The organism is Nonomuraea sp. GTA35 (assembly GCF_041950525.1).
Lineage (GTDB): Bacteria > Actinomycetota > Actinomycetes > Streptosporangiales > Streptosporangiaceae > Nonomuraea.
In genome coordinates this window covers 255955-282258 of the sequence record NZ_JBGNUV010000007.1, presented here as the reverse complement: position 1 = coordinate 282258, position 26304 = coordinate 255955, and the positions used below count along the sequence as shown (strand labels likewise).

26 protein-coding genes are annotated in these 26304 nt (G+C 73.3%); 11 read left to right on the top strand and 15 right to left on the bottom strand.

Going from position 1 to position 26304, the window contains the following annotated elements; all coding sequences use genetic code 11:
- Positions 1-139 precede the first annotated feature (139 nt).
- Together ACBJ32_RS30675 and ACBJ32_RS30670 are read right to left on the bottom strand one after the other, a co-directional pair.
- Entirely contained in the window at positions 140-955 is an 816-nt protein-coding gene (locus ACBJ32_RS30675) for a TetR/AcrR family transcriptional regulator (RefSeq protein ID WP_375129652.1), read from the bottom strand.
- A 109-nt stretch (positions 956-1064) separates the two neighbouring features.
- Positions 1065-2012 carry a polysaccharide lyase family 1 protein gene (locus ACBJ32_RS30670; protein WP_375129651.1) on the bottom strand — a complete coding sequence of 316 codons (948 nt, stop codon included), beginning with the start codon at positions 2010-2012 and terminating at the stop codon, positions 1065-1067.
- 83 nt (positions 2013-2095) lie between these two features.
- Between ACBJ32_RS30670 and ACBJ32_RS30665 the strand changes: the two genes are divergently transcribed.
- On the top strand, positions 2096-2245 hold the full coding sequence (locus tag ACBJ32_RS30665) for a hypothetical protein (RefSeq protein ID WP_375129650.1): 150 nt from the start codon (positions 2096-2098) through the stop codon (positions 2243-2245).
- A gap of 110 nt (positions 2246-2355) precedes the next feature.
- Here the strand turns inward: ACBJ32_RS30665 and ACBJ32_RS30660 are convergent, their stop codons facing one another.
- The 4 genes from ACBJ32_RS30660 to hutH form a co-directional block, all read right to left on the bottom strand.
- Positions 2356-3507 carry a ribonuclease inhibitor gene (locus ACBJ32_RS30660; RefSeq protein ID WP_375129649.1) on the bottom strand — a complete coding sequence of 384 codons (1152 nt, stop codon included), beginning with the start codon at positions 3505-3507 and terminating at the stop codon, positions 2356-2358.
- Complete coding sequence (locus ACBJ32_RS30655) at positions 3504-3944, bottom strand: SDR family oxidoreductase (RefSeq protein ID WP_375129648.1); 441 nt, start codon at positions 3942-3944, stop codon at positions 3504-3506. The genes ACBJ32_RS30660 and ACBJ32_RS30655 overlap by 4 nt, the downstream gene beginning before the upstream one ends.
- Positions 3872-5044 carry an SDR family NAD(P)-dependent oxidoreductase gene (locus ACBJ32_RS30650; RefSeq protein WP_375129647.1) on the bottom strand — a complete coding sequence of 391 codons (1173 nt, stop codon included), beginning with the start codon at positions 5042-5044 and terminating at the stop codon, positions 3872-3874. Before ACBJ32_RS30650 ends, ACBJ32_RS30655 begins: the two co-directional genes overlap by 73 nt.
- Before the next feature lie 180 nt (positions 5045-5224).
- Positions 5225-6886, bottom strand: a complete 1662-nt coding sequence (hutH, locus tag ACBJ32_RS30645; RefSeq protein ID WP_375129646.1) for a histidine ammonia-lyase — start codon at positions 6884-6886, stop codon at positions 5225-5227.
- Between the two features lie 182 nt (positions 6887-7068).
- On the opposite strand from hutH, the gene ACBJ32_RS30640 reads away from it, so the two are divergent.
- Positions 7069-7422 (top strand): arsenate reductase family protein, encoded by a 354-nt coding sequence (locus ACBJ32_RS30640; protein WP_357880169.1) that lies wholly within the window; start codon positions 7069-7071, stop codon positions 7420-7422.
- A 78-nt stretch (positions 7423-7500) separates the two neighbouring features.
- Here the strand turns inward: ACBJ32_RS30640 and ACBJ32_RS30635 are convergent, their stop codons facing one another.
- On the bottom strand, positions 7501-9042 hold the full coding sequence (locus ACBJ32_RS30635; protein ID WP_375129645.1) for an MDR family MFS transporter: 1542 nt from the start codon (positions 9040-9042) through the stop codon (positions 7501-7503).
- A 148-nt stretch (positions 9043-9190) separates the two neighbouring features.
- On the opposite strand from ACBJ32_RS30635, the gene ACBJ32_RS30630 reads away from it, so the two are divergent.
- Positions 9191-9775 carry a TetR/AcrR family transcriptional regulator gene (locus tag ACBJ32_RS30630; RefSeq protein ID WP_375129644.1) on the top strand — a complete coding sequence of 195 codons (585 nt, stop codon included), beginning with the start codon at positions 9191-9193 and terminating at the stop codon, positions 9773-9775.
- A gap of 39 nt (positions 9776-9814) precedes the next feature.
- Here the strand turns inward: ACBJ32_RS30630 and ACBJ32_RS30625 are convergent, their stop codons facing one another.
- From ACBJ32_RS30625 to ACBJ32_RS30610, 4 genes are all read right to left on the bottom strand, one after another.
- A complete protein-coding gene (locus tag ACBJ32_RS30625) occupies positions 9815-11896 on the bottom strand; it encodes an iron ABC transporter permease (RefSeq protein ID WP_375129643.1) in 2082 nt (693 codons plus the stop codon).
- On the bottom strand, positions 11893-12888 hold the full coding sequence (locus tag ACBJ32_RS30620) for an ABC transporter substrate-binding protein (RefSeq protein ID WP_375129642.1): 996 nt from the start codon (positions 12886-12888) through the stop codon (positions 11893-11895). Before ACBJ32_RS30620 ends, ACBJ32_RS30625 begins: the two co-directional genes overlap by 4 nt.
- 11 nt (positions 12889-12899) lie before the next feature.
- The gene (locus ACBJ32_RS30615; RefSeq protein WP_375129641.1) at positions 12900-13718 is read right to left on the bottom strand and encodes an ABC transporter ATP-binding protein; all 819 of its coding nucleotides are present in this window, start codon (positions 13716-13718) and stop codon (positions 12900-12902) included.
- A 61-nt stretch (positions 13719-13779) separates the two neighbouring features.
- A complete protein-coding gene (locus tag ACBJ32_RS30610; RefSeq protein ID WP_375129640.1) occupies positions 13780-14481 on the bottom strand; it encodes a helix-turn-helix domain-containing protein in 702 nt (233 codons plus the stop codon).
- Positions 14482-14602: 121 nt separating this feature from the next.
- Here ACBJ32_RS30610 and ACBJ32_RS30605 point away from each other — a divergent pair, with 121 nt between their 5' ends.
- The 7 genes from ACBJ32_RS30605 to ACBJ32_RS30575 all read left to right on the top strand — a co-directional run bounded on the left by ACBJ32_RS30605 (position 14603) and on the right by ACBJ32_RS30575 (position 21841).
- A complete protein-coding gene (locus ACBJ32_RS30605) occupies positions 14603-15748 on the top strand; it encodes an MFS transporter (RefSeq protein WP_375129639.1) in 1146 nt (381 codons plus the stop codon).
- An 83-nt stretch (positions 15749-15831) separates the two neighbouring features.
- Positions 15832-17361 carry an alpha-N-arabinofuranosidase gene (locus ACBJ32_RS30600; protein ID WP_375129638.1) on the top strand — a complete coding sequence of 510 codons (1530 nt, stop codon included), beginning with the start codon at positions 15832-15834 and terminating at the stop codon, positions 17359-17361.
- Positions 17362-17429: 68 nt separating this feature from the next.
- Positions 17430-18425 carry a LacI family DNA-binding transcriptional regulator gene (locus ACBJ32_RS30595; RefSeq protein ID WP_375129637.1) on the top strand — a complete coding sequence of 332 codons (996 nt, stop codon included), beginning with the start codon at positions 17430-17432 and terminating at the stop codon, positions 18423-18425.
- Positions 18426-18442: 17 nt separating this feature from the next.
- A complete protein-coding gene (locus ACBJ32_RS30590; protein WP_375129636.1) occupies positions 18443-19312 on the top strand; it encodes a helix-turn-helix transcriptional regulator in 870 nt (289 codons plus the stop codon).
- Positions 19313-19395: 83 nt separating this feature from the next.
- Positions 19396-20403: an alcohol dehydrogenase catalytic domain-containing protein gene (locus ACBJ32_RS30585; protein WP_375129635.1), complete on the top strand. Its 1008-nt coding sequence runs from the start codon at positions 19396-19398 to the stop codon at positions 20401-20403.
- A gap of 14 nt (positions 20404-20417) precedes the next feature.
- Positions 20418-21314, top strand: coding sequence for an SDR family NAD(P)-dependent oxidoreductase (locus ACBJ32_RS30580; RefSeq protein WP_375129634.1), 897 nt, complete (start codon positions 20418-20420; stop codon positions 21312-21314).
- Between the two features lie 11 nt (positions 21315-21325).
- Positions 21326-21841 (top strand): XdhC family protein, encoded by a 516-nt coding sequence (locus ACBJ32_RS30575; RefSeq protein WP_375129633.1) that lies wholly within the window; start codon positions 21326-21328, stop codon positions 21839-21841.
- Between the two features lie 70 nt (positions 21842-21911).
- Here the strand turns inward: ACBJ32_RS30575 and ACBJ32_RS30570 are convergent, their stop codons facing one another.
- From ACBJ32_RS30570 to ACBJ32_RS30555, 4 genes are all read right to left on the bottom strand, one after another.
- On the bottom strand, positions 21912-23117 hold the full coding sequence (locus tag ACBJ32_RS30570) for a cytochrome P450 (RefSeq protein ID WP_375129632.1): 1206 nt from the start codon (positions 23115-23117) through the stop codon (positions 21912-21914).
- Between the two features lie 39 nt (positions 23118-23156).
- Positions 23157-23645: a hypothetical protein gene (locus ACBJ32_RS30565; RefSeq protein ID WP_357880208.1), complete on the bottom strand. Its 489-nt coding sequence runs from the start codon at positions 23643-23645 to the stop codon at positions 23157-23159.
- 64 nt (positions 23646-23709) lie between these two features.
- A complete protein-coding gene (locus tag ACBJ32_RS30560; protein WP_375129631.1) occupies positions 23710-24180 on the bottom strand; it encodes a hypothetical protein in 471 nt (156 codons plus the stop codon).
- A 91-nt stretch (positions 24181-24271) separates the two neighbouring features.
- Positions 24272-25315 (bottom strand): methyltransferase, encoded by a 1044-nt coding sequence (locus ACBJ32_RS30555; RefSeq protein WP_375129630.1) that lies wholly within the window; start codon positions 25313-25315, stop codon positions 24272-24274.
- Positions 25316-25458: 143 nt separating this feature from the next.
- On the opposite strand from ACBJ32_RS30555, the gene ACBJ32_RS30550 reads away from it, so the two are divergent.
- Entirely contained in the window at positions 25459-26235 is a 777-nt protein-coding gene (locus ACBJ32_RS30550; protein WP_375129629.1) for an NPP1 family protein, read from the top strand.
- Positions 26236-26304 lie beyond the last annotated feature (69 nt).

Sequence of the window (26304 nt, the reverse complement as noted above, 5' to 3'; positions counted from 1 at the left end):
CATCCTCCGATGCCCGCCCGCTGCCTCCTGCCCCGGAAGTGAGGTTTGCCAGCCGCGAGCCGGCGGGGCCGCCTCGTTCCGCCACTTCGCGACCTGGGCGGGCCGCCGTTCGGCCTCCCCGGCCGCCTCCGCAGCTCCTTCACCCAGGAGCGGGCCACGTGGTGACGGGGGCCTGCCAGAGCCCGGCCAGCGCGTCGATGAGGCCGGCGGCGGTGGCCTCCCAGCCCGTGCCGGCGTCGATGAGGCCGGCGGCGGTGGCGTCCCAGCCCGTGCCCGCCGCCGGCCCGCCTTCGTGCAGCGCCCGCTCGCGCTCGGCCAGCGTGTGCACCACGAGCAGGCGGCTCATGTCGCCGCGCTCCGCACGCACCGCCTCCGGCAGGCCGGGCAGCAGCCGGAACATGCCTTCCAGGGCGCGCCCCATCGACGGCGTCGCCACGGACTCCTCCACGACGATCCGGCGCAGGGCGGGGACGGTGTCGAACTGGGCCAGGCAGCGGGCCCGCCAGCTCGGCACGCCCAGCGCGTCGAGCTGGCCGGTGGCGGGCCGGACCAGGCAGGAGATCCACGCGTGCAGGTCGCCCGGCTCGGCGATCTCCGCCAGCATGCCCAGGCGGCGCTCCTCCGTCACGGCGGTGTGGCGGCGCACGATCGCCCGCACCAGGTCGGCCTTGGTGCCGAAGTGGTAGCCGACGGCGAAGTTGTTCGCCTGCCCGGCCGCCTGGCCGATCTGCCGGTTGGAGACCTCGCCCACGCCGCGCTCGGCGAACAGCCGCTCGGCGGCGTCGAGGATCGCCTCGCGGGTGTCGTGGGCCCGCCCGGCCTTGCCGGCGGCCCTACCGGAGACGCTTCCGGAGGCGCTGTCGGAGGCGCTGCCGGGGACCCTTCCGGAGGCGCTGCCGGACGCTCGCCGCGTGGCCCTGCCGGACCCCGCGCGCACGGTTTCGGTGGAGGACATGCTCACCACCGTACGGCGACCCGCTCCGGCCCGCCTGCGATCAGGGCCTCGCGGCGCCGTGAAGGCCGTGAGCGCGGGAGGCCGGCCGCGCTCACGGCCCGGGGGGCGGTCAGATGGAGATGCGGCCCGCACCGGCGCCCGCCGTCACGATCGACTTGACGCTGGAGGCGCTGTCGAGCGAGTACGAGTACGGGATCGACCGGACGCTGCCGCCGCTCTGGCCGCTGCCGGAGTTGACGAAGTGGTTGTTGCGGGCCACCAGGCTGCCGGCGGGCGAGCTGCCCTCACCCAGGTGGAACGGGTCGTCGGTGTTCTCGAAGTAGTTGCCTTCGACGAGCACGCCGGCCTCCTGGGTGGAGGCGACGCCGTAGCTGCCGACGTTGCCGTAGTAGTTGTTGAAGACGTGCACCGGGTTGCCGAAGCGGACGCGCGGGTGACGCTGGTTGGTGCCGTCGAACCAGTTGTGGTGGTAGGTCACCCGCAGGCGGCCCCGGTCCTCGGCGCCGTTGCTGTCGCTGTGGCCCAGCAGCATGGTCTTGTCGTGGTCGAAGAACCGGTTCCAGGACACCGTGATGTAGTCGCTGGAGCGCTTGATGTCCAGGGCGCCGTCGCCGCCGTTGCTGAAGGAGTTGTGGTCGATGTAGACGCGGGTCGAGTACTGGACGTTGATGCCGTCGTCGCCCCAGTTCCTGAAGTTGAGGTTGCGGATGATGACGTTCGAGGCCTGCGACACGTTGAAGCCGCACCCGGAGATGGTCGCGCCCGAGTTGCCGATGACGGTCTTGTTGGAGGCCACGCGGAGCATGCCGGAGCAGGAGATCGTGCCGGAGACCCTGATCACGGCGGCGGAGCCGGACGACAGGGCGCTCGTCAGCGCCGAGGCGGAGGAGACGGTCGTGGCCGGCGCGCTGCCGCCGCCGGTGGTGCCGCCGCCCTGCGTGGCCCAGCCGACCAGCGGGGTGTCGGCCGCGGCCGGAGCCGAGGTCGCCGCCGTCAGCCCGGCGGCCGCGGCGGCCAGGCTGGTGAGGAGGGTGAGGACACGTCGTGATGTGCGCATGAGTGCTCCTACCTACTGCGGTTGTCTGTAGGTGCTGTCTGTTGCCTGTCGTCCACATATGTGAACGACAGGCATAGGAGTGAATGACAGTGAATCTAGGAAAGCGCTTTCCGGTCGTCAATGAAGCGCCCGGAGATCCTTTGGGTGCGGTCGGCATCGTGGCCGGTCAGGGCATGACAACCCGGATTGACCATGGTGAAACTTTCATGTCCGACCCTGACTGCCGCATCTGACGAAGATCCACCAGGCCCGTCCGATGGACACGACCGTCCACGCGGCGATCAGGAGCAGCCCGCCGGCTCGGCTCGCGCCGCTCTCACCCGCCCGGTCTTCAGGACGGCCGTCAGCGCGGCCTGCGGGTGCGGTGCACGCTGGCGATGGCCGCCACGTCCGGGTGTGGTGACAGGGACGGCACCGCCTCCGCCAGCTCGGCCAGCTCGCGCTTGGCGCGGGAGGCGATGCCCGGGCCGAGCGCGTACCGGGTGGGGGAGGCGGCCCGGCGGGCGCCCGCCACCAGCGCGAGCGCGCCCCTGCTGGTGACGCCCGTGTCGCGGAGGATCAGGTGCGCGAGGCGGTGGGGGGCGGAGGACAGGATGTCCGCGATGGCCGCCGTGGCGGGCTCGTCGAGCCGGTTGCCGGGCGCGCCGAGCGCTCCCGCCGCGCGTACCCGGCCGAGGTCGAGCAGGGTGACACCGGCCGACGCTGCGGCGGCGACCAGCTCCACCAGGGGCTCCGGGCCGATGCCGTTGCTGGCCAGCGACAGGTGGGTGAGCCCGGGCGGCGCCGCGCGCAGCGCCCGCGCGAGGAGGCGGGCCCCCGCGTCGCCCAGGCCGGCCGCCGAGACGTACAGCTCGTCCACCGCTCCGGTACGGACGATGCGCGCCACCTGCACCGCGCCGAGGGGGTTGCCGCCGAGGTACAGCCGGCCGATGCGGTCACCGCGCGCCGCCACCGACTCCACCCCCTCCGCCAGGGCCGCCGTCGCCGCCGCGTCGAGGCCGGTCTGCACCAGGTCGAGCGTGGCCAGACCGCTGCCCCGCGCCATCAGCCGCCCGGCCACCCGGCCGCCCTCCCCGCCGAGCGGGTTGCGCTTGAGCCACAGGCCGCGTACGACTCCGGGGGAGGCGATGAGCTGGCCGGCGATCCGGCAGGCGCCCGCCGCGCCGATGCCGTTGCAGCCCAGGTACACGGTCTCCACCCCGGCGCCGATCGCGCCCTCCGTGGCGTCGGCCGCGCCCGCGTCGCCGAGGCCGTCCGTGCCGAGCAGCAGGTGCCTGACGGGGCCGTGCGGGCGCAGGGCGGACACGACCGCCCGCACGCCGTCCGGGCCCAGCGCCTGCTTGCACAGGTCGAGCCGGCCGTCGGGCATGGCCGTGCCCGCGGGGAAGTCGGTGCGCTCCCCGACCTGGCGGCCGGTGCGCAGCCACTCCAGCAGGGGCGCCAGGTCGTCCATGGGGCGAGGGGCGACGGGGCCGATGCCCGCCCACTCGGTCACCACGGCACCTCCCGGTAGTCCTTGAGCAGTACGCCGTGCACGGGATCGCCCGCCTCCCCTCGTACGATCGGGTCGTACACGCGGGCGGCGCCGTCCACCACGTCGAGGGGCGTGCGCCAGCCCGTGCCCGCGCGCCGCTCGCGGTCCGGCAGCGGTTTCTCGTCGGTGATCCAGCCCGTGTCCACGCTGCACATGTAGACGTGCCGCGCCGCCAGCTCGCCGGCGCTGGTCCTGGTGAGCATGTTGAGCGCCGCCTTGGCCATGTTGGTGTGCGGGTGGCCGCCGGTCTTGTTCGCGGTGGCGAACTGGCCCTCCACGGCGGAGACGTTGACGACGTAGCGGCGGGGGTGCGGGGAGGCGAGCATCAGCGGGAGGAGGCGGTCGGCCAGCAGGAACGGGGCGACCGCGTTGACGAGCTGCGCCTCCAGCAGGTCCACCGGCTCCACCCCGCCCAGCCGGGCCGACCACGAGTTGGTGGCGGAGGGGTCGGGAAGCAGCCCGGCCACGTCCGGGAGCAGTCCGGCCACCTCGGGGAGCAGTCCGGCCGCTGAGGGAGCGGCCCGGCCGTGTCCGGCAGGAGTCCGGTCGCGTCCGGGAGCGGCCCGGCAGGTGCGGGGGTCCTGTGGGATCCTGCGTGCGTCTGCATGCGTGCGTGCCCCCGCGGAGCCTCGTGGACGTCCGCGCCGGGGGCGGCGCGCAGTGCCGGGCGGGGCACGCCGGTGCCGGGCGGCGTGAACCCCGGCGCCGTCCAGACCGGCAGGTCGGCGTCGTGCGGCGCCGCCTCGGCGGCGGCCAGCGCGGCGTAGGAGAAGGCGGGCCGGCGCAGGGTCTGGGCGGCGTTGTTGACGAGGATGTCGATCGGCGCCCCCTCCGCGAGCAGCCGGTCGGTGAGCGCCACCACCTGCCGCGGATCCCGGAGGTCCAGCGCGGCCACGCTGAGCCGCCCCCACCACCGCCCGGCGTCCGGCGCGGCCGCGAACCGCCGCGCGGCGTCGGCCGGGAAGCGGGTGGTCACCATGACCTCGGCGCCGTCCCGCAGCGACATCAGCGCCAGCTCATGCCCGATCTTGACCCGCCCGCCGGTCAGCAGCATCCTGCGCCCCGTCAGGTCCGCGCGGGCCGTGCGCCGGGCGAGGTTGTCCACCGCGCAGTCCGGGCAGAGCCGGTGGTAGAAGTGGTGCACCCGGCTGTAGAGCCGCTTGCACACGTAGCAGTGGCGAGGCCGTCGCAGGCTGCCCGGCAGGAAGGCAGCGGCGGGCGCGGGCGTCGGCGTCGGGGCGTCCGTCTGCCGTTCGGCGGCGGGTGTCGGGAGCGGGGCGTCCATCTGGCGCTCGGCGGCTCCCATGGCGGTCGCCGCCAGCAACTCGCCGTCCAGGCGCGTGGCCTCCGCGCGGGCGGCGGCGCGGCGCTCGTGCCGCCCGTCCCTGATCAGCCCGGTGGCCGCGTGCTCGATCCTGCGCCGGTCGGGATGGCCGGCCGGTAACCGCTTGGCCAGCCCGAGGAGACGCAGGCACGCCTCCACCTGCTCCGCCTCCATCGCCGCTCCTCACCCCCGCCCCGGCAGTGGACCCGACCGGACTCGAACCGGCATCCTCCAGCAATTGAGTTGCGGCGCATCACCACTGTGCTACGGGCCCGTCCGCGCACGGCCAGTGACCTTGCCGCCCGCGTCCAGCAGCATACGGGACGGGAACGGGCAAGATCGCGACATTTTCGGCTACGGCCGGATGGCGACGGACGGCACCAGCCGCCGGTTGCGCACCAGCCAGATGGCGCGCTCCAGGTCGGGCGTCTGGTAGCGGTCGTCGCCGAGCGGCGCGACGTACCGCCTGAGCTCCGCCAGCAGGCTCCCCGTGGCGGCGCCCAGCGGCAGGCCCGCCATCTTCCCGGCGATGAGGTCGATGCCCTGGGCCGCCATCAGGTACTGCACGGCCAGGACGATCTCCAGCCGGTCGAGGTTCTCGTGCAGGTGGCGGGCCGAGGCCATGGCCATCGTGTTGTGGTCCTCCTGCCCGTCCTTGACCGGGCGCGACAGGGTGCCCGCCGGGGTGGCCCTGGCCTGCATCTCGGGGATCAGCGCGGCGGCCACCGTCTGCACCTGCACCAGGCCGGAGTTCAAGCCGACCGGAGGGCCGGCCAGGTTCGCCGGGAGGCCGTAGCTCCACCTGGGGGACAGCAGCCGGCCCGACAGCTCCTGCGACAGCACGCCGACGTCGGCGATCTCCGCGTTCAGGGTGTCGGCGAGGTGTCCCATGACGGAGCCGTCCCAGTTGCCGCCCATCACGAACTCGTACCCCCGGCCCCGGTCACGTCTGAAGACCAGCGGGTTGGAGGTGGAGGAGTTGGCCTCCCGCGTCAGGGCGCGGCGGGCGTCGGCGAGCGCCTGCCGCAGCCCGGCCAGGATGTGCGGCGCCGCCCGCACCGACACCGCGTCCTGGACCCGCGGCTCGGGGCTGAGGCGGCGGCGGCCCTCGTCCGTCATCCAGCGCGAGCCCGCCACCATCGCGCGCAGCCGCGCGGCGACCGCGTTCTGCTCGGGGATGTGCCGCTCGGCGTGGGTACGGGCGTCCAGCGAGCTCCGCTCGGCCCTGGTCGCCTCCATGAACAGGGCGAACGCCCCCTCCGCCTGGTCGGCCAGCGCGGTGGCGCGGTGCACGGCGTGCGCCAGCGTGGCGGCCAGCACGGTGCTGCCGCTGACGATCGGCAGCGCCTCCCCGGCCTGGAGGGTGAAGTCCCTGGCCAGCCCGGCCCGGGACAGGAGCTCGGAGGCGGGGCCCTCCTGGCCGCGGAACCGCACCGGCGCGTCCTCGCCGATCGCCGCCAGGCCGGCCGCGGCCTGGGGCTGCAGGTCTCCGGTGCCCAGCGAGCCGATCTGCGGCATCCGCGGCACGACGCCCGCGTTCACCAGGTCCAGCAGCCGCTGGGGCACCTCGGGGCGGACGCCGGAGCGGCCCCTGGCGAGCTGGTTCGCCTTGAGGATCAGGGCCAGCCTGGCCACGTCGTCGGGCAGCGGGTCGCCGACGCCCGCGGCGTGGGAGCGCAGGATGTTGCGCTGGAACCGCACCTGCTGATCGAGCGAGAGCGGCCGGTCCTTGAGCGGCCCGAGCGCCTGGTTCCAGCCGTACACCCGCTGGTCGTCCAGGGCGGCCAGCGCGCCCGCGCGGGCCCTGGCCATGGTGGCGCGGGCGGACGGCGCGAGCGTGGCGGAGACGGGACGGCCGTCGAGGATCGCGAACGCGTCCCGGAGCGAGAACGAGTCGCCGTCCAGCACCAGGCTCAGCGGGCGCGGCGCGGGCGGAGGAGCAGGTTCCGCGACCGCCTGTCCCGGCACGCACAGGGCGGTGACCAGGCCGAGGCCGGTGGCGATGCGTCGGGTCACGGAACCTCCCTCGGTGAAGATCGATGCCGTTTCGTTCTAGCCAGGAGGCGGCGTGCGCGGATGGCGACCCGGCCTCGGCGGGAAGAGTGCTGACCCGATCTCGACCCTTTCCATGACAACTTCCTGGGAAAGCTCCCGTCGAGGTAGGACGGTGGGCGAAGGGCCCGATACGGTCGTCTGCCATGGAGATCTGGATCAACCCCGCGTGCTCGAAGTGCCACTCCGCGCTGTCCGTCCTGGACGCCGAGTCCGCGAAGTACAAGGTGCGCCACTATCTGGAGGATCCGCCGAGCGAGCCCGAGCTGCGCGAGGTGCTGGCCAGGCTCGGCCTGGAGCCGTGGGACATCACGCGGACCGGTGAGGCGCGGGCGGCCGAGCTGGGGCTGGACGGGTGGCCGCGGGACGCGTTCGCGCGTGACCGGTGGATCAGGGCCCTGGCGCAGAACCCGATCCTGATCCAGCGCCCGATCATCACGGCCGACGACGGGTCGGCGGTCATCGGCCGGTCCGAGGACGCGGTGCGGTCCGTTCTGTGAGTGCCCCGGAACCGGCCGGGCAGGAGGAAGGCCGCGTCCCCGCGGGCGATACGGGAACGCGGCCTTCCTGGTCGGGGGTCACGCGCCGGTGACGGCCTCCTCCTTGGCCGGCGGCGCCGGCAGGTCCAGGCTGTCGCGGAGCCTGGCGGGCTTGAGGAAGGCGGCGGCGACGAGGCCGACGGCGGCGATGGCCGTCGAGACGAGGAAGATGTGGCCGGTGGCGTCGCCGTACGCGGACCTGACGATCTCCTTGATCGGGTCGGGCAGCGCGGCGATGTTCAGGCTGCCACCGGCCGCGGCGGCGTCACCGCCGGTCGGGATCCCGGCCTTGGCCAGCCCCTCCGAGATGCTGGTCGCGACGCGGTTGGCCAGCACCGCGCCGAGCACCGACACGCCGACGGTGCCGCCGAGCGAGCGGAAGAACGTGACCGCGCCGCTGGCGGCGCCGATCTCGCTGAGCGGGACGGTGTTCTGGATGACCAGGACGAGGTTCTGCATGGACATGCCGACGCCGATGCCGACGGCGAGCATGTAGACGGAGAGCAGCACCAGCGAGGTCTCGTGGTCGATGGTGGCCAGGCCGCCGAAGCCCGCCAGCAGGACGACCAGGCCGACGAGGATGTACGGCTTCGTCCGCCCGGTGTTGGAGACCATCCGCCCGCTGATCGTGGACGACAGCAGCACGCCCGCCATCATGGGGATGGTCAGCAGGCCCGCCTCGGTGGGGCTGAACCCGCGGCCGATCTGGAAGTACTGGCCGAGGAAGACGGAGCCGCCGAACATGGCCATGCCGACCGCGAGGCTGGCCAGGATGGCCAGCGCGGGGGTGCGCCGCCGGATGACGTGCAGCGGCACGACCGGCTCCCTGACGACCGACTCGACCCACGTGGCCAGGGCGAGCAGCACCACGCCGCCGCCGGCCAGCGCCGCGGTCTGCCAGGACAGCCAGTCGAAGTCGTTGCCGACGAAGGTGACCCAGATGAGCAGGATGCTGACGCCGGCGGCGATGAGGGTGGCGCCCCAGTAGTCGATGCTCACGTTCGCCCGCCGCACGGTCGGCAGGTGCAGGGTCTTGGCCAGCAGCGCGAAGGCGGCGATGGTGAACGGCACGGCGATGAAGAAGCACCAGCGCCAGCCGAGCCAGGAGGTGTCGGCGATGAGGCCGCCGAGCAGCGGGCCGCCGACCGTCGCCACGGCCATGACGGCGCCGAGGTAGCCGTTGTAGCGGCCGCGCTCCTTGGGCGAGATCATGGCGGCGATGATCACCTGCGCGAGGATCTGCAGCGCGCCCATGCCCAGGCCCTGCACCGCGCGGAAGGCGATGAGCTGGCCGGTGTTCTGCGCGAACCCGCAGGCCAGCGAGCTGACCATGAAGATCACGATGGAGATCTGGAGCAGCAGCTTCTTGTTGAACAGGTCGGCGAGCTTGCCCCAGATGGGGGTGGAGGCGGTCGAGGCCAGCAGGGATGCCGTGACGACCCAGGTGTACTGCGACTGGTTGCCGTCCAGCGCGCCGATGATCTGGGGCAGCGCCACCGAGACGATGGTGCCGCTGATCATGGCGACGAACAGGACCAGCAGCAGGCCGCTGAGGGCTTCGAGGATTTGGCGGTGGGTCATCGGCTCCGCCGCGGACGGCGCTGCCGGCTGTGCACTCACGCGCAATCTCCGTTTCTAGGAAGAAGGGATCAACCCGGACACCTTACATGCACATGGGGCAACTTTGCGCACTGGGCATTTATTCCCGTTGGGTAAGCTGTGGGTCATCATGGGCAGCACAGCAGGTTTGCGGGAGCGCAAGAAGGCCGAGACCCGGCAGGCGGTGCACGAGGCCGCGCTGCGGCTCACCATCGAGCACGGCCTCGACAACGTCACCGTCGAAGCCATCGCCGACGCCGCCAACATCTCGCGGCGCACGTTCTCCAACTACTTCGACGGCAAGGAGGACGCGCTGCTGTACGGCGACGAAGCGCGCCTGGACAGCCTGGTGCTGCTCGTACGCGAGCAACCGGCCGAGCGGACCGCCTGGCAGGCGCTGCGCGGAGCGCTGCAGGGCCTCTACTCCGAGACCGGCGGGCCCGACCGCGAGTGGCACCTGCGCGCCCGCCTGGCCATGCGGCACCCGTCGCTGCTGGCCAGGCAGCTCGCGGGGCGGGTACGGCTGGAGCACGAGCTGAGCCAGGCGGTGGCCGGGCGCGGGCAGCCGGAGGACGTCGGGCCAGAGGTGATCACGGTCGCGTTCCTGGCCGCGATGCGGATCGCCACGCAGTGGTGGTGCGCCGAGTCGGAGACGCGGTCGCTGTACGAGCTGACGGTGCTGGCGCTGGACGAGATCGCCCGGCCCTTCTCCTGAAGGCCGGGGGCGCTGCGCGCGCCTGAACGCCAAGGGCGATCAGGCGCGCGCCCGCCACAGCAGGTAGACGAAGTACGGCGTGCCGATCAGCGCCGTCACCAGCCCCGCCGGCACCTGCGCCGGCGCGATCACGGTCCGCCCCAGCGTGTCGGCGAGGCTGACCAGCAGCGCCCCGAGCAGCGCCGCGACCGGCAGCACCCGGGTGTGGTGGGCGCCGACCAGGGCGCGGGCGGCGTGCGGGGCGACCAGGCCGACGAAGGCGACGACCCCGACCGCCGAGACCGCCGTGGAGGTGAGCAGCACGGCCCCGGCGAGCGCGCCCAGCCGTACCGGCTCCAGGGGGACGCCCAGGATGCGCGGCGTGTCCTCGTCGAGGGCCAGCAGGTCGAGGTCGCGGCGCAGCCAGACCAGCAGCGGGGTGACGATCGCGAGGGCGAGCACGACGGGGACGAGCTGCTCGGGGACCCGCCCGTAGGTGGAGCCGGACAGCCAGGTGAGGGCCTTGGCGGTGTTCCACGGGTCGGACAGCACGATGATCAGCACGGTGATGGCGGTGCAGGCGTTCTGCATGGCGACGCCGATGAGGACCAGCCGGTCGGAGCTCAGCCCACCGCGCCACGCCAGCCCGTACACCACGGCGAACGCGATCAGCGCGCCCGCTCCCGCCGCGGCGGACATCGACCAGATGCCGGCCATCGGCGCCAGCGTGAGCAGCGAGATCGCGCCGACGCCCGCGCCGGTGGTGACGCCGAGCACGCCGGGCTCGGCCAGCGGGTTGCGGCACACGGCCTGCACGGCCGCGCCGGCCACGGCCAGCGCCGCGCCGGCCAGCAGCGCGGCGGCCACCCGCGGCCAGCGCTGGTCGAGCACGAACGTCAGGGCCCGCCCGCTGCGGCCCTGCAGCCAGTTGGCCACGTCGCCGGTGAGCAGCCACCGGTCGCCGCCCAGCATGCCGAGCACGGCCGCGCCCGCCACCAGGACGGCGCAGAGGGCGACCACGGTGAGGAAGGCGGTGCGCGAGCGGGCCCCGCCCGTGCGCACGGCGGGCGGCTTGCGGGTCGGACCGGCGTCGCGGTAGCGGCGGGCCAGCCAGATCATCACCGCCGCACCGATCACGGTGGTCACCACGCCGGGCGGCACCTCCACCCCGGCCTGCGCGCCCAGCACGGCACGCAGCACGATGTCGGAGCCCAGCATGATCAGCACGCCCGCCACCCCGGACAGGGGCAGCAGCATGCGGTGCCGGTGCAGCCCGGGGATGGACTTGGGCAGCAGCCGTACGACGACCGGCGCGCACAGCCCGACGAACCCGATGGGCCCCGCGATCGTCACCGCCGCCGCCGACAGCAGCACGGCCAGCAGGGTCAGCCACAGGCGCAGCCGCCGCACGTTCACGCCGAGGACCGTGGCGGTGTCGTCGCCCAGGCCGAGGATGTCCAGCCGGGGCCCGGCCAGCACCGCGCCGGCCAGCGCGAGCGCGATGAGCGGGCCGAGCTGGGTGACGGCGTCCAGGTCGCTCTGCACGAGCGAGCCGCTGCCCCAGGCGAACAGCCCGGTGGTCTCCTGCTCGAACAGGATCATGACGAGGTTCGTCAGCGAGCTGAGCGCCAGCGACGTGGCCGTACCGGCGAGGATCAGCCGGGTGGTGCCGGTGCGCCCGCCCGCCGACAGCGCCAGCACCAGCGCGGCGGCGGCCAGGCCGCCGATCAGCGCCAGCCCGCCCGACATGGACACGGGCAGCGCCAGCCCGAACGCGGCCGCGGTGGCGACCGCCAGGTACGCGCCCGAGCTGACGGCCAGCGTGTCCGGCGAGGCCATCGCGTTGCGGGCGACGGACTGCAGCAGCGCGCCCGCCACGCCCAGCGCGACGCCCACGCAGACGCCGGCCAGCAGCCGGGGCAGCCGCGAGGCCAGCAGCACGCGCGCGGCCTCGTCGGCGTTGCCGGAGCCGCCGAACGGCAGCGCCAGCAGGTCGAGCGCGCCGATCGACGAGGTGCCCTGGGTGACGTGCACGGCCGCCACCAGGACGGTGGCGGCCAGCGCGAGGAGGAAGACCCCGGCGGTGCCCAGCCGCCGCAGCGGCGTGGTGGGCGGCGCCGGGGTCAGGACGTCCGTGCTCAACCGGTGTACGCCTTCACCAGAGCGTCGGCGAACTGCCGGCAGGACAGGGGCCCGCCGAAGGTCCAGATGCCGTCCTGCAGCTTGGTGACCTGCTGCTTCTCGACGAACGGCAGCGACTTCCAGATGGCGTTGTCCTTGAGCCCGTCGGCGAAGACGTCGTCGCCGTCGGAGGCGTTGTAGAAGAAGCGGATCTCCGGGTCCTTGAGCACGTTCAGGCCCTCGACGTCGGTGGTGCCCAGGCCCCACTGGTCGTCGACCTTGCCCGTCCAGGCGTTCTTGAGGCCGAGCTGGGTGGCCACCTCGGAGACCAGCGAGCCCTTGCCGAACAGGCGGACGGAGATCGTGCTGCCCTGCTTCCACCCGTCGGCCATGACGAACGGCTTGCCGGCGCCGCCCGCGGCGGCGATCTTCGCCTTGCCGTCGGCCAGCGCCGCGTCGAAGTCGGACATCAGCTTGGTGGCGGCCTCGGTCTTGCCGACGGCCTTGGCGATCAAGTCGAGGTCGTCGCGCATGCGCTTGAGGTTGTCGGTGGCGTCGCTGCCCTTGGCCACGATCACCGGCACGAACTTCTCGAGCTGCGCGGCCAGCTCCTCGTCGTCGGACTCCATGACGACCAGGTCGGGCGACAGGGCGCTGATGGAGTCGATGCTCGGCTCCTGCCGCATGCCGACGTCCTTGACCGAGGAGTCGAGCTTGACGGCGGTGTCCCAGGTGGCGTACCCCTTCACGTCGGCCACGCCCACCGGCATGACCCCCAGGCCGGCCAGCATCTCGGTCTCGGCCCACTCCAGGCTCACGACCCTGGTGGCCGGGCGGTCGAGCTTGACTTCCTTGCCGCGGGCGTCGGTCACGGTGATGGGTCCGGCGCCGGCCGAGGCCGTGGTGCCGGCCGCGGGGGACTGCTCGGTCACGGGGGCCTCGGTCGTGCCGCAGGCGGCGACGGCGATGATGGCGGCGATGGCGGTCAGGGGGGCCGTCAGGGCACTGCGCATGGTTGTTCCTGTCATGTGGTTGCTGGGACGGTTCTGCTGTGGCGGCCGATGGGCCGGGTGGTCACGGTGCCCGTCCTCGGGTCGTGGCTGACCTCGATGCGGATGCCGTACGTTTCGGTGAGCAGGTCCTCGGTGAGGACCTCGGCGGGCGGGCCGTCCGCCCGGATGCGCCCCTTGTGCAGCAGCACGACGTGGTCGGCGATCTCGGCGGCCTGGTTGAGGTCGTGCAGGACCACGCCGATCGCCACCCCGTGCTCGTCGGCCAGGTCGCGGACGAGGTCCAGCAGCTCCACCTGGTAGCGCAGGTCGAGGAACGTGGTGGGCTCGTCCAGCAGCAGGACGCCGGTGTCCTGGGCCAGGCAGGTGGCCAGCCAGACGCGCTGCAGCTCGCCGCCGGACAGCTCGTCCACCGGCCGCTCGGCCATCCCGGTCACGCCGGTGAGCAGCATCGCCCGCTCGACGTGGGTGGTGCCGTCGGGGTCCGCGGCCCGCCAGCGCCGCCGGTAGGGGTGGCGGCCGTAGCCGACGACGTCGCGCACGCACACGCCGCCCGGGGTGGGGCGGCTCTGCGCGAGCAGCGTCACCCGGCAGGCGAAGTCGCGCGCGGACAGGGCGAGGGCGTCGGCGCCGTCGCCGAGCGTCACGGCGCCGCTGTCGGGGCGGTGCAGCCTGGACAGCGCGCGCAGCAGCGTCGACTTGCCGCTGCCGTTGGGGCCCACCAGAGCGGTCACGTGGCCCGGCCGCAGGGTGATGCGACCGTCCTCGACCACGGGGGTGCCGTGGTAGCTGAGGCAAAGCTCCGCGCCGCGGAGAGAGATCTCCTCGGTCATGGGCCTAAGGTTAGGCTAACCTTGCTATAGACGCCATGCCGGGGTGCTTTACCGGCTGTGATCAGGTCCTGTACAGCAGCGACAGCGGCTCCGGCGAGGCCCTGCCGGCCAGCTGGGTCGCGGTCCGCCCGACGTAGCGGGACAACGACCGCGCCAGGTGCGGCTGGTCGAAGTAGCCGAGCCGGTGGACCACGTCGTGCGCCGGCACGCCCTCCTGGATCAGCACCGCCGCCTGCCGCGCGCGGCCGATCTGCCGGACCGCGCCCTGGGTGAGCCCGGTCGCCGCCACGAAGCGCCGCTGAACCGTACGCGCCGACACGCCCGCCGGCCTGCCGCCGAGCACCGCGGCCACGACCGGGTCGAGGACCAGGATCTCCTCGCGCACGAGCCGCCGCACGAACCACTCGGCGTCGTCGTAGCCGGGCAACCGCCAGGTGGAGCCCTTGAGCTGGAACGACCTGCGCGTCGTGCCCGGGATCGGCACGTTGCCGTCGACCAGCCGCTCCATCGGGAAGTGCGGCATCGAGGCGCCGGTGGCGAAGCTGATGCCGAAGAACGTGGCGTACTCGGGGACCGGCGCCGGGCTCGCCCTCGTCTCCGGCCCCTGCACGGCCGCGCTGACCTGCCCGCCGTGCTCCCAGAAGACCAGGTCCCAGGTCGCCGACGCGACCGACGTCATGCGGCCGACGTCGTCGCTGCGGCTGCGCCACACCCGCTCGACGTACGGAGAGTCGGACGGCCGGCTCTCGACCTCCAAGCCCATCGGAATCCCTCACCGGAAGCCGGGATCACTGCTGCACGTCCACAGCATCGCATGGTTGACGGGCCGCGCGGTCCCCGCCTACCGTGCCGGCCGGCGGCGACGGACACGGAGGAGCCCAGCCATGCCCGCACCGGTCCAGGCCCGGGTGGCCGTCTCCCTGCTCTACGTGATCATGAGCATGCCCATCGGCGGCTGGGCCGCCAGGGTCCCCGAGATCCGCCGGCAGGTGGGCGCGGACGACGCCCTCTGGGGCCTGGCGAACACCCTGCCGAGCATCGGCAACCTCGCCGGCCTCTGCGTGATCGTGCTGCTGGCGGGCCGGGTCTCCAACCGGCTGCTCGGTGTCGCCGGGGCCGCGCTCGTCCTGCTCACCGTGCCCCTGCTCGCCGCCTCGGGCAGCTTCGCCGCGGTGGTGCTCGGCCTGACGACGTGGGCGCTGGTCTCCCTCGTCATGGCCGTCCCCATGGGCGCGCTGGCGCTGGAGGTCCAGCGCCGCTACGGCAGGCCCCTCATGGGCGGCTTCGACGCCTGCTTCGGCGCGGGCACGCTGGCCGGCGGGCTGACCGGCACACTCGCGGCGGCGCTGGACGTGCGGCCGTGGGCGCAGTTCGCGCTGACGAGCGCGCTGCTCGGGCTCTGCCTGGCGGCGACGGCCCGGTGGCTGCCGCACGAGGCGGGCGGGGGAGCGGGGAGGCCGCGCGGGCGCTTCACCCGCAGGGTGCTCCCGCTGACCGCCATGGCGTTCCTGTCCGGGTACGTCTCGGAGGCGGCGGTCCTCTGGAACGCCGTCTACGTCTCCGACACCATGGGCGCCGGCCCGGTCGCCGGCGGCGTCGCCTACACCGTCGCCACCACGGCCGGCACGGTGACGCTGCTGGCCGTGGACCGGGTCACCGCCCGCCTGGGCATCGTCGGCATGGTGCGGGCGTGCACCCTGTTCGCGGCCGGCGGGTTCGGCCTCTGCCTGCTGCTCGGCACCCCGATGGCGGCGGTGGCCGGGTTCGTCCTGCTCGCGGTCGGCATGGCAGGCGTCAACCCCGCCCTCTACACGCTGGCGGGCCACCAGGAGGGGCTGTCGCCGAGCGAGGGCGTGTCGATGGTCGAGCTGGGCCAGCTGCCGGGAGCGTCGATCGCCGCACCGGCCCTGATCGGCGCGCTTAGCGGGCCGGCCGGCCTCCGCCTCGCCCTGACGTCCGTCGTCGTCGCGGTGCTGCTGCTCGGCGTGCTGGCCGGCCGGCTGCGCCCGGCCGGCGACCGGGTGTGGTGAGTGCCTTGACACGGGCATGTGTATCGATAAAGTTGCCTCGCATTTATCGATACACATCCCGTGCGAGAAATGGTTCTCTCCCCATGAGCGACAACGTCGTGCCCGCTGTCATCAACCTCGACGTGACCGGCCCGGTGATCAGCCGGCACCTGTACGGCCACTTCGCCGAGCACCTGGGCCGGTGCATCTACGGCGGCTTCTACGTGGGCGAGGACAGCGACCTGCCGAACGAGGGCGGCATCCGCCTCGACGTGGTGGAGGCGCTGCGCGCGCTGGACATCCCGAACCTGCGCTGGCCGGGCGGCTGCTTCGCCGACGAGTACCACTGGATGGACGGCATCGGGCCCAAGCAGGAGCGCCCGGCGATGGTCAACACCCACTGGGGCAACGTCGAGGAGAACAACCACTTCGGCACCCACGAGTTCATGGCGCTGTGCGAGCTGCTCGGCGCGGAGCCGTACATCAGCGGCAACGTCGGCTCCGGCACGGTCAAGGAGATGAGCGACTGGGTCGAGTACCTCACCCGCGAGGGCGACTCCCCGATGGTCAGGCTGCGCAAGGCCAACGGCCGCGAGGAGCCGTGGAAGATCCGCTTCTGGGGGCTCGGCAACGAGGCGTGGGGCTGCGGCGGCCACATGAGCGCCCAGCAGTACGCCGCCGAGGCCCGCCGGTTCGGCACCTACTGCCGCGACCACGGCGGCAACAAGCTCTACCGCATCGCCGCCGGCGCCAACTCCGCCGACTACGCCTGGACCGAGACGCTGATGAAGCAGCTCGGCGAGCTGGGCTGCGCCTACCGGCCCGCGCCCTTCATGCAGGCGCTGTCGTTCCACTACTACACGATCCCCGGCACCTGGCAGGACAAGGGCGACGCCACGGCGTTCGACACCGACGACTACTACCGCACGATGGTCCAGGCCGCCCGCGTGGACGAGCTGATCACCGGCCACTCCAACGTCATGGACTGCTACGACCCCGGCAAGAACGTCGGCCTGGTGCTGGACGAGTGGGGCACCTGGTGGAACGTCGAGCCGGGCACCAACCCGGGCTTCCTCTACCAGCAGAACACGCTCAGGGACGCCCTGGTCGCCGGCCTGCACTTCGACATCTTCCACCGCCACGCCGACCGCCTGATCATGGCCAACATCGCCCAGACGGTGAACGTGCTCCAGGCCATGATCCTCACCGACCCCGACACCAAGGCCCTCGTGCTCACCCCCACCTACCACGTGTTCGAGATGAACAAGGGCCACCAGGACGCCGCCTCGCTGCGCGTCGACCTCAAGGCCGCGCTCCCGGCGCGCGAGGTCGGCGGGACGAGCCTGGCGACCGTCTCCGTGTCGGCCAGCCGCAAGGACGGCCGGGTGCTGATCTCGCTGTCCAACCTGGACGCGGCGGACGCGGCCGACGTCGAGCTGGACCTGCGCGGCGGCACGGTGGCCGAGTTCGGCGCCCGCATCCTGACCGCGGGCAGCCTCCAGGCCCACAACACCCCTGACGCGCCGGACACCATCGCCCCGCGCGCCCACGAGCAGGTCACGGCCACGGCGACCGGCCTGCGCGTGCACCTGCCCGCCCACTCCTTCGTCACGGTCGAGGGCCGGCTGGGCTGACCGGGCGCGCAGGTGGGGCGCGATAAGCTCGACGAGGAGGGCGGGGAGAGCGGAGCGTGGGGCACGGCATGGTGACCATGGGAGACGTCGCCCGGCTGGCCGGGGTGTCGAAGATGACCGTCTCCAACGTGGTCAACAACCGTGCCGGGGTCAGCGACCCGGTCCGCAGGCGCGTGCTGGAGGCCATCCGGCAGTCGGGTTACCGCGTCAACGTCTCCGCCCGCACGCTCAAGTCCGGGCGCACCGGCGTGATCGGCCTCGCCGTGCCCGACATCGAGGCCGCCTACTTCGGCCATCTCGCCTCCCACGTGATCGGCGAGGCCCGGCGGCGCGGCTTCCACGTCGCGGTCGAGGAGTCGGGCGCCGACGCCGGCGGTGAGGCCGACGCCATCGCCCGCTCCCGCACCCTGCAGTTCGACGGGCTGATCCTCAGCGCCGTCGAGCTCGACCGGCTGGAGGAGCCCGCCGACGCCCACTATCCCGTCGTCATGCTGGGCGAGCAGGACTTCGGCGGCCGCTTCGACCACGTCGCCATGCCCAACGAGGAGGGCGCCCACGCCGCCACCGCGCACCTCGCCGACCAGGGCTGCCGCCGGATCGCCATCGTCACCGGCGGTAGCCTCGAAGGCGTGAACGTGGTGACGCGCCGCTACCGGGGCTACCGTGCCGCGCTCGCCGAGCGCGGCCTCGACGTGGACCCGCCGCTGCTGTTCGCCCTCGACGACATGAGCATGGAGGCGGGCCGCGCCGCGGCGCACCGCCTGGTCGACTCCGGCCGCGAGGTGGACGGCGTGGTGGCGGTGACCGACACCGTCTGCCTGGGCATCCTGCGCGGCCTGGCCGACCGCGGCCTGCGCGTCCCCGGCGACGTGCGGGTCGCCGGCTTCGACGACATCCCGGCGGCGGCGTACGCGGTGCCGTCGCTGACCACGGTGGCGCCCGACCACCGGTGGATGGCCGCCAAGGCCGTCGAGCTGGTGACCCAGCGCATCGCCGCGCCGCTGCGCCCGACCGGCCAGTACGTCGCCCCGTTCGAGCTCGTCATCAGGGAATCGAGCCGCTGAGCAACCGGGAGGTAACGGTGGATCTCGGAGAGCTGGGCGCGTTCCTCAAGTCGCGCAGGGACCGGCTCGCCCCGCGGGCCGTCGGCCTGCCGCCCGGCGCCCGGCGGCGGGTGCCCGGCCTGCGCAGGGACGAGGTGGCGGAGCTGGCCAGCATGTCCGCCGACTACTACACCGAGCTGGAGCAGGGCCGCGGCCAGTGCCCGTCGGAGCCGGTGCTGCACGCGCTGGCCCGCGCCCTGCGCCTCGATCCGGACGAGACCGCGCACCTGTTCCACCTGGCCGGCCATCCGGCCCCGCTCGGCGCCGAGCCCGTGCGCATGCAGGAGGCGCTGCGCCAGCTCATGGACCGGCTCCAGGACACCCCCGCCATGGTGATCACCGACCTGCACGAGGTGGTGGTGCAGAACCATGCCGCGCAGGTGCTCGTCGGGCCGCAGGCGGGGCTGACCGGCGTCCGGGCCGGCTTCCTGTTCCACTGGTTCACCGTCCCGGCCACCCGCGACCTCTACCCGCCCGAGGACCACGACTACCACTCCCGGCTGCTCGTCAGCGATCTGCGGGCCGCCGTCGCCCGACGCGGCCCCGCCGACGCGGCCTCCCGCGCGCTGGTCGATCACCTGCTGGGCGCGAGCGCCGAGTTCGCCGGGCTGTGGCAGGCGCGCGAGGTCAAGGTGCGCCACGAGGAGTACAAGCGGGTCGTCAACCCGGCGCTCGGCACCCTCAAGGTCACCTGCAACAGCATCGTCACCGCCGACGCCGCCCAGCGCCTGCTCTGGTTCGTCCCCGACGACGCCGACGCCGTGCCGAAGCTGCACACGCTCGACCCCGCCGAGGTCTGGCGCGACACCCCCGGCCCGGCGTTCGGGCTGTTCAGAAGCTGGGGTTGAGCACCCCAGGCTGTTCAGGAGCAGGTGGGGCAGTCTGGTGACAGCGGTACGGGGGCGTCACCCGGGCCGCGGGAGGAACCGTCATGCGAGCAGCACTCGCCACCGGGGTCGACACCCCGCTGTCCCTGATCGAACGCGAGATCCCGGAGCCGGGCCCCGGCGAGGTCCTGGTCAAGGTCACCGCCTGCGGCCTGTGCTTCACGGACCTCAACCTGCTGCGCGGGCACTACCCCTTCGCCCGCTTCCCCGTCGTCCCCGGCCACGAGATCACCGGCACGGTCGCCGCGCTCGGCGGCGGCGTCACCGGCCTGTCCGTGGGTGACGCGGTCGGCGCCCAGTTCCTGTACGACTCGTGCGGCCACTGCGACTACTGCGTGTCCGGCGACCAGATCCTCTGCCCGGCCAAGCGCGTCACCGGCATCGTCGCCGACGGCGGCTACGCCGAGTACGCCCTGCTCAAGGGCGGGTACGTGACCCCGCTCCCGGCCGGGCTCGACCCGGTGGCCGCGGCGCCGCTCATGTGCGCGGGCCTGACCGCGTTCAACGGCCTGCGGCGGGCCGGTGCCGGGCCCGGCTCCCGGGTGGCGGTCATCGGCAGCGGCGGCATCGGCGCGCTGGCCATCAGGTACGCCGCCGCGATGGGCGCCAGGGTCGCCGTGATCGGCCGCTCGGCCACCGGCGAGGCGACCGCCAAGGAGCTCGGCGCGGAGCTGTACGTGGCCACCCGCGACACCGACCCCGCCGCCGCGCTCAAGGCCTGGGACGGCGGCGCGAACGTCATCCTGAACGCCGCCCCCTCCAACGAGGCGGCCTCCGCCGTCCTGACCGGGCTCGCCCCCGACGGCACGCTCGTGCTCTGCGGCTACGACAACACGCCGCTCACCCTCGCCGCCCAGCCGATGGTGCTCAACCGGCTGCACGTCATGGCCTCGCCGTCGGGCTCGCCGCACGACCTGCGCGACGCGCTGGCCTTCTCCGCGCAGCACGGCATCCTGCCCCAGGTCACGCCGATCACCCTCGACGAGGCTCCGGCCGCGCTGGAGGCCATGGGCGGCGGCTCCGCGGGCGGCCGTCGCGTCATCACGTTCTGACGAGGAGATCTCCCATGAGCAAGACCATCCTGATCACGGGCGCCGGTTCCGGCTTCGGCGCGCTGTCGGCCCGCGCGCTGGCACGCGCCGGCCACACCGTGTACGCGGCCATGCGCGCCACCGCCGGCCGCAACGCCGCCCGCGTCGCCGAGGCCGCGCGGTACGCCGGCGAGCACGGCGTGGACCTGCGTACCGTCGAGCTGGACGTGCTCTCGCAGGAGTCCGTGGCCGCGGCGGTCGAGACCGTGCTGGCCGAGGCGGGCGCCATCGACGTGGTCGTGCACAACGCGGGCCACATGGTGCTGGGCCCCGCCGAGGCGTTCAGCCCCGAGGAGCTGGCCGCCGTCTACGACACGAACGTGCTGGGCAGCCAGCGGCTCAACCGGGCGGTCCTGCCGCACCTGCGCGAGCGGGGCCAGGGACTGCTGCTGTGGATCGGCTCCAGCTCCACCAGGGGCGGCACCCCGCCGTACCTCGCGCCGTACTTCGCCGCCAAGGCGGCGGCCGACGCGCTCGCGGTGTCGTACGCGGCCGAGGTGGCCCGCTTCGGCATCGAGACCACGCTCGTCATCCCCGGCGCGTTCACCTCGGGCACCGACCACTTCGCCAACGCCGGCCACCCGGCCGACCAGCGCGTCGTCCCGGCCTACGACGAGCGGTACGGCGGGCTGATGGAGCAGGTGGGGGCGCGGCTGGCCGCGTTGCAGCCGCCCGGCGCCGACGTGTCCCTGGTCGCCGACGCCGTCGTCCAGGTCGTGGACACCCCGCACGGCAAGCGGCCGTTCCGGGTGCACGTCGATCCGATCGACGACGGGTCGGCGGAGGTGAGCGAGGTCGCCGACCGCGTACGGGCGCGCTTCCTGGCCCGCATCGGCCTGGAGGACCTGCTCACGCCGAGCCCCGCCGCGTAACGTACGGGGGTATGACCCACACTCACGATGAGGACCCGGCGTGTGAGGTGGCCCACAGCGACGCTCCCGCCGTGGAGGGCGGGCGGACGCTGGTCGCCGTCTTCGCCTCCGCGGTGGCAGGCTGCCTGCTGAGGTTCGGGGCCGAGCTGGGCTATCGCACGGTCCTGTACGAGCCCGACCCCGAGCGCACCCTGGCGGGATTCGCGCCGGCGCAGCGGCTGGCCGACCACCTCGACGGCACGGCGGACGTGGTGCTCACCGACCACCACCGCGACGAGATCGGCCCGATCCTGCGTGACGTGCTCAAGTTCCCCGTCCGCTGGGTCGGGATCATGGGCAGCGCCCGCCACAGCGCGCCGCACGTGCGGGCGCTGGCCGAGCTCGGGGTGCCGCCGGAGGAGGTCGCCCGGGTGCACCGGCCGATCGGGCTCAACATCGGCTCGCGCACCCCGCCCGAGATCGCCGTCGCCACCCTGGCCGGCCTGATCGCCGACCGCAACGGCCGCCCGGGCGGCTTCGCGTTCTGACGCGTCCAGGCTCGGGCAGGGAAGTTGCGGGGTGCGCCGCACGAGGTCCCGCGGCGCACCCCGCACCGCCTCAGCTCTGGACGAGCGAGAGCCGCCGCACGCCGGTCAGGGTCGGCGTCGGGATGAACTGCACCGGGTCATCAGGATCCGTACGGAGCCGATCGAACCGGTCGAGCAGGATGTTCAGCGCGACCCGCCCCTCCAGCCGGGCCAGGGGAGCGCCCAGGCAGAAGTGGATGCCGCGCCCGAAGGCGAGATGCGGGTTGGGATCGCGGTGCGGGTCGAAGGCGTCGGGGTCGGGGAACTGCCGGGGGTCCCGGTTGGCCGCACCCAGCCAGCACATGACCATCTGATCGGCCGGGATGGTCACGCCGCCGAGCTCGACCTCGCGGGTGGTGGCCCGGCCGAGCGCCGCGAACGGCGTGAACAGCCGCAGCGACTCCTCGATGACGGCCGGGATCGAGGCCCGGTCGGCGCGCGCCCGGTCCTGCTGCTCGGGGTAGGCGTCCAGGCACAACACCGTGTTGCCGAGCAGCATCGTCGTGGTGATGTGCCCCGCCAGCAGGAGCACGATCGCGAAGTTGACCACCTGGTCGTCGGGCAGGCGCTCGCCGTCCACCTCGGCCTCGACGAGCCTGGTGAGCAGGTCGGCGCGCGGCTGCCGGCGGCGTTCCACGGCGTGCCCCCCGAGGTAGTCGGACATCTCCTTCCACGGCTTCATCACCGCCTGGAGCTCCGCCTCCCGCTCGTCCGCCGGCTGGTTGACCGAGACCTTGGCGTCGCGCTGGAACAGCGCGTCGGCCCACCGCTTGAACAGGGCGCGGTCGCTGGCAGGGATCCCCAGCAGCTCGGCGATGACGATCACCGGCAGGGGATAGGCCAGGTCCGCCACGAGCTCGAACCGCTCCCGATCGCGCGCCGCGTCGAGCAGTTCGTGGGTGAGCGCGGCGATCCTGGGCTCGAGATCCGCGACGACCTTGCGGGTGAAGGCGCTGCTGACCAGCTTGCGCAGCTTGCCGTGCTCGGGCGGGTCGATCTGGGTGATGAAGCCGTCCAGCGAGAAGTCGTCCTTGGGCGGCAGCATGGACTCGGGAACCACCCGCATGGTGTCGGAGGAGAACGCCGCCGGGTCACCGAGCACGTCGTGCAGCTCCTGGTAACCGTAGACGTTCCACATTCCGGCGTCGGCCGCGAACTCGACCGCCGGGCCCGATCGGGGCCCGTGCAGCCAGAAGTGTTGTACGGGGATGTCGTACCGTTCGACGATGTCGGCCATCGCCTCTCCTTGTTGTAGATCCCTCGATGGAGACGTACGTCAGGATGACGTGTCGCGGTACTCCTGCCAGCGGTGGAGCATCTCGTCCCCGTCCTGCACGGTGAAGGCGAAGAAGTCCCGGGTCTCCTCCAGCCGGTCGCGCTGACCGGTGCGGTCCTCGTCGAGGATCGACAGCCCGTACTCCAGCGTCTCCAGGCTCTGCTTGACCAGGTCCAGCTGGACCCGCAGGATCTGCGCCCACCCGCCGTTGACCGCGCGGTAGCGGTGCTCGCGGGTGGCCGCGGGGACACGTTCGATGATGCCTCCCGCCTCCAGTTGCCTGGCGACCGTGCTGACGGCGGTCTTGCTCAGGCTGAGCTCCGCCGCCAGGTCGGTGAGCGAGGGGTCGGGAGGGTCGCAGATCATGAGCCACGCCCACAGGCGGCCCATGGTGCGCGTGCCGCCCAGGCGCTCCATGACCAGCCCCATCCGGTCGACGAACTCGCTCTCCGAAGGCTTCACGGGCGTCAACTCCGCAACGATCGTCAAGTACGTACTTTACGAAGTGTACGTCGCGGGACGGAGGACGGGAAGAGCAGGGGTCCGGCCGGGATCAGCCTGCCTGGCCCGCGACCTGGTCGATGCGGACGAACGTGGCGCCCCGGGCGGCGGCACGGGCGCCGAGGACGTGCCCGTCGCACATCCGCGTGACCGTCCCCGCCAGGTCGATCACCTTCCACGTGGCCGGCTCCTCGCACGGCCGGCCGAGCCGGTCGTAGCTCCAGGTACGCCGGCACACCCGGCACTCCGAGACGCCCGCCCGGGAGGAGAGCGTGTTGCCGTGCTCCTGGCACACGCCCCACGGCAGGCCGCACGGCCGCACCTGCAGCCTGGCCAGCTCGGCCGCCGCGCGCTGCAGGTCCTCGGCGGCCCTGGCCAGCCAGCCCGCGGCCTGGCGCGCCTCCACGAGCGGGTCGGGCTCGGGCGAGCCGTCGGCGGAGCCGCCGCACAGTGCCCAGACCTCGGCGGTGAGCGCCTCGGCCCGGGTCGCGAGGGCACGCAACTGCTCGGGAGTGACGGTCATGCGGGCTTCCCTCTCGCGAGGGCCGTCGCCGGTACGGCCGGGGAACTGGTCGCTGGAATGGAACCCTACGTCCTGCCGGCCGCCACCGCGTCTAGGGCATGGCCGCGGCCTGGAGGATGCTGTAGCGTCCCGAGGTCGAGGTGACCTCCTCCGGCTCCCACCCGCCCGCGCGCAGCAGGTCGCCGTACTGCGACCGGGTACGCTCGCGGCCGCCCAGCAGCACCAGCATGGCCAGGTCGGACAGGTGCACGGGCGACGGCGCCCACGGCTCGGGCAGCAGCATCTCGACGAGCAGCAGCCGGGCGCCCGGAGCGGCGGCGCGGCGGCAGGTGGCCAGGATGCGGACCGCGTGCTCGTCGTCCCAGTCGTGCAGGATCCACTTCAGCAGGTACAGGTCGCCCTTCGGGACCTCCTCCAGGAAGTCGCCGCCGACGAGGTCGATCCGGCCCGCGAGAGGGGAGCCCTGGAGCCGCTGCCGGGCCGCCTCGATCACCGGCGGCCGGTCGAGCAGCACGCCGGTCGCGGCCGGGGCCTTCTCCAGCAGCGCGGCGAGCAGCACGCCGTAGGCGCCGCCGACGTCCACGAGGCGTTGGTGCGCCGAGGGGTCCACGGCGGCCGCGACGTCGGCGGCCACCTGCGCCGACTGCTCTCCCATGCCCAGGGCGAAGTGCTCCGCCTCCTCGGGATGGGTGGCCAGGTGCTCCCAGAACGAGTGGCCGAGAACCGCGGGCGCGACCGGCCCGCCGGTGCGGACCGACTGCTCGAAGTCCCCGACGAGCCGCCACACCGTCGGGGAGCCGTAGGCGACGGCCAGCTCGCGGATGGCCGTGGGGGAGTCGGAGCGCAGGCATTCGCCCGCCTCCGTCAGCCGGTAGCGGTCGGGCCCGGTCTCCGCCATCAGGCCGACCGTGGCGGCGGCGCGCAGCAGGCGCAGCAGGGCGCCGGGATGGGCGCCGACGGCCGCCGCCAGGTCCTGCGCCGGGCGCGGCCCGGCGGCCAGCTCGTCGGCGACGCGCAGCCGGGCCAGGACGAAGATGATCTGGGAGTGCCAGAAGCCGCTCAGCAGTCGCTGGACGTGCTCCGCGGGTGTCTCGCGCCCGCCGCGATCCTGGTTCCCGGTGCCGGCGTACGACATGGCCTCACTATGGCACCCGGGGTGATCGGTGTCATCGGGCCGTTTCACGGGAGATCATCCCGGCCCTGGTCAGCGAGGCGATTTCGTGAGACGAACACTGCGGACACCACAGACCATCACCGATCACTGTCAGGAGCCTCGCCATGCCCCTCACGCGCCTCCCGATCACGATCCGGCCCTTATCCTTCGCGTCGCGGGCGCTGGCGGTCGCCGCCGCGATCGTCCTGGCCCTTCCCGGCGTCGCTTACGCGGCCCCGCCGCAGGCGCTCGACGGCGCCGCACCGCCGGCCGACCGCACGTACCAGCCGGCCTTCGACTACGACGGCGACGGCTGCTACCCGACGCCCGCCATCGGCCGTGACGGCACCCTCGCCCCCGGCCTGGCGCTCGGCGGAGCCGTCAACGGCCAGTGCCACGACCTGTCCGACCTCGACAACACCAACTCCTACTCGCGCTCGAAGTGCAACAACGGCTGGTGCGCCTACCTGTACGGGCTCTACTTCGAAAAGGACCAGGCGCTGCCCGGCTGCTGCGGGCACCGGCACGACTGGGAGCACGTCGTGGTCTGGGTCCAGAACGGCACCGCCCAGTACGTGGCGGCGTCCGAGCACGGCGCCTACAACGTCCGCGCGCGCTCGCAGCTGCCCTGGGAGGACACCCACCCGAAGATCATCTATCACAAGGACGGGCTCTCCACCCACGCGTTCCGCTTCGCGAACTCCGGGGAGCAGCCGGAGAACCACAAGGGCACGTGGCAGTACCCGCCGCTCGTCGGCTGGGACCACTACCCCGCGGGGCTCCGCGACCGCCTGGTGGCGCACGACTTCGGCTCGGCGAGTTTCGGGCTCAAGGACGCCTCGTTCGGCACGGAGCTGGCCAAGGCCAAGCCGGCCGGCATCCCCTTCGACCCGTACGCCTGACGCGCCCGGCGCGGAGCTTACACGATTGTCAAAAACCGTAACGAGCGGTGTACTGCCTTCCGGAAAGCT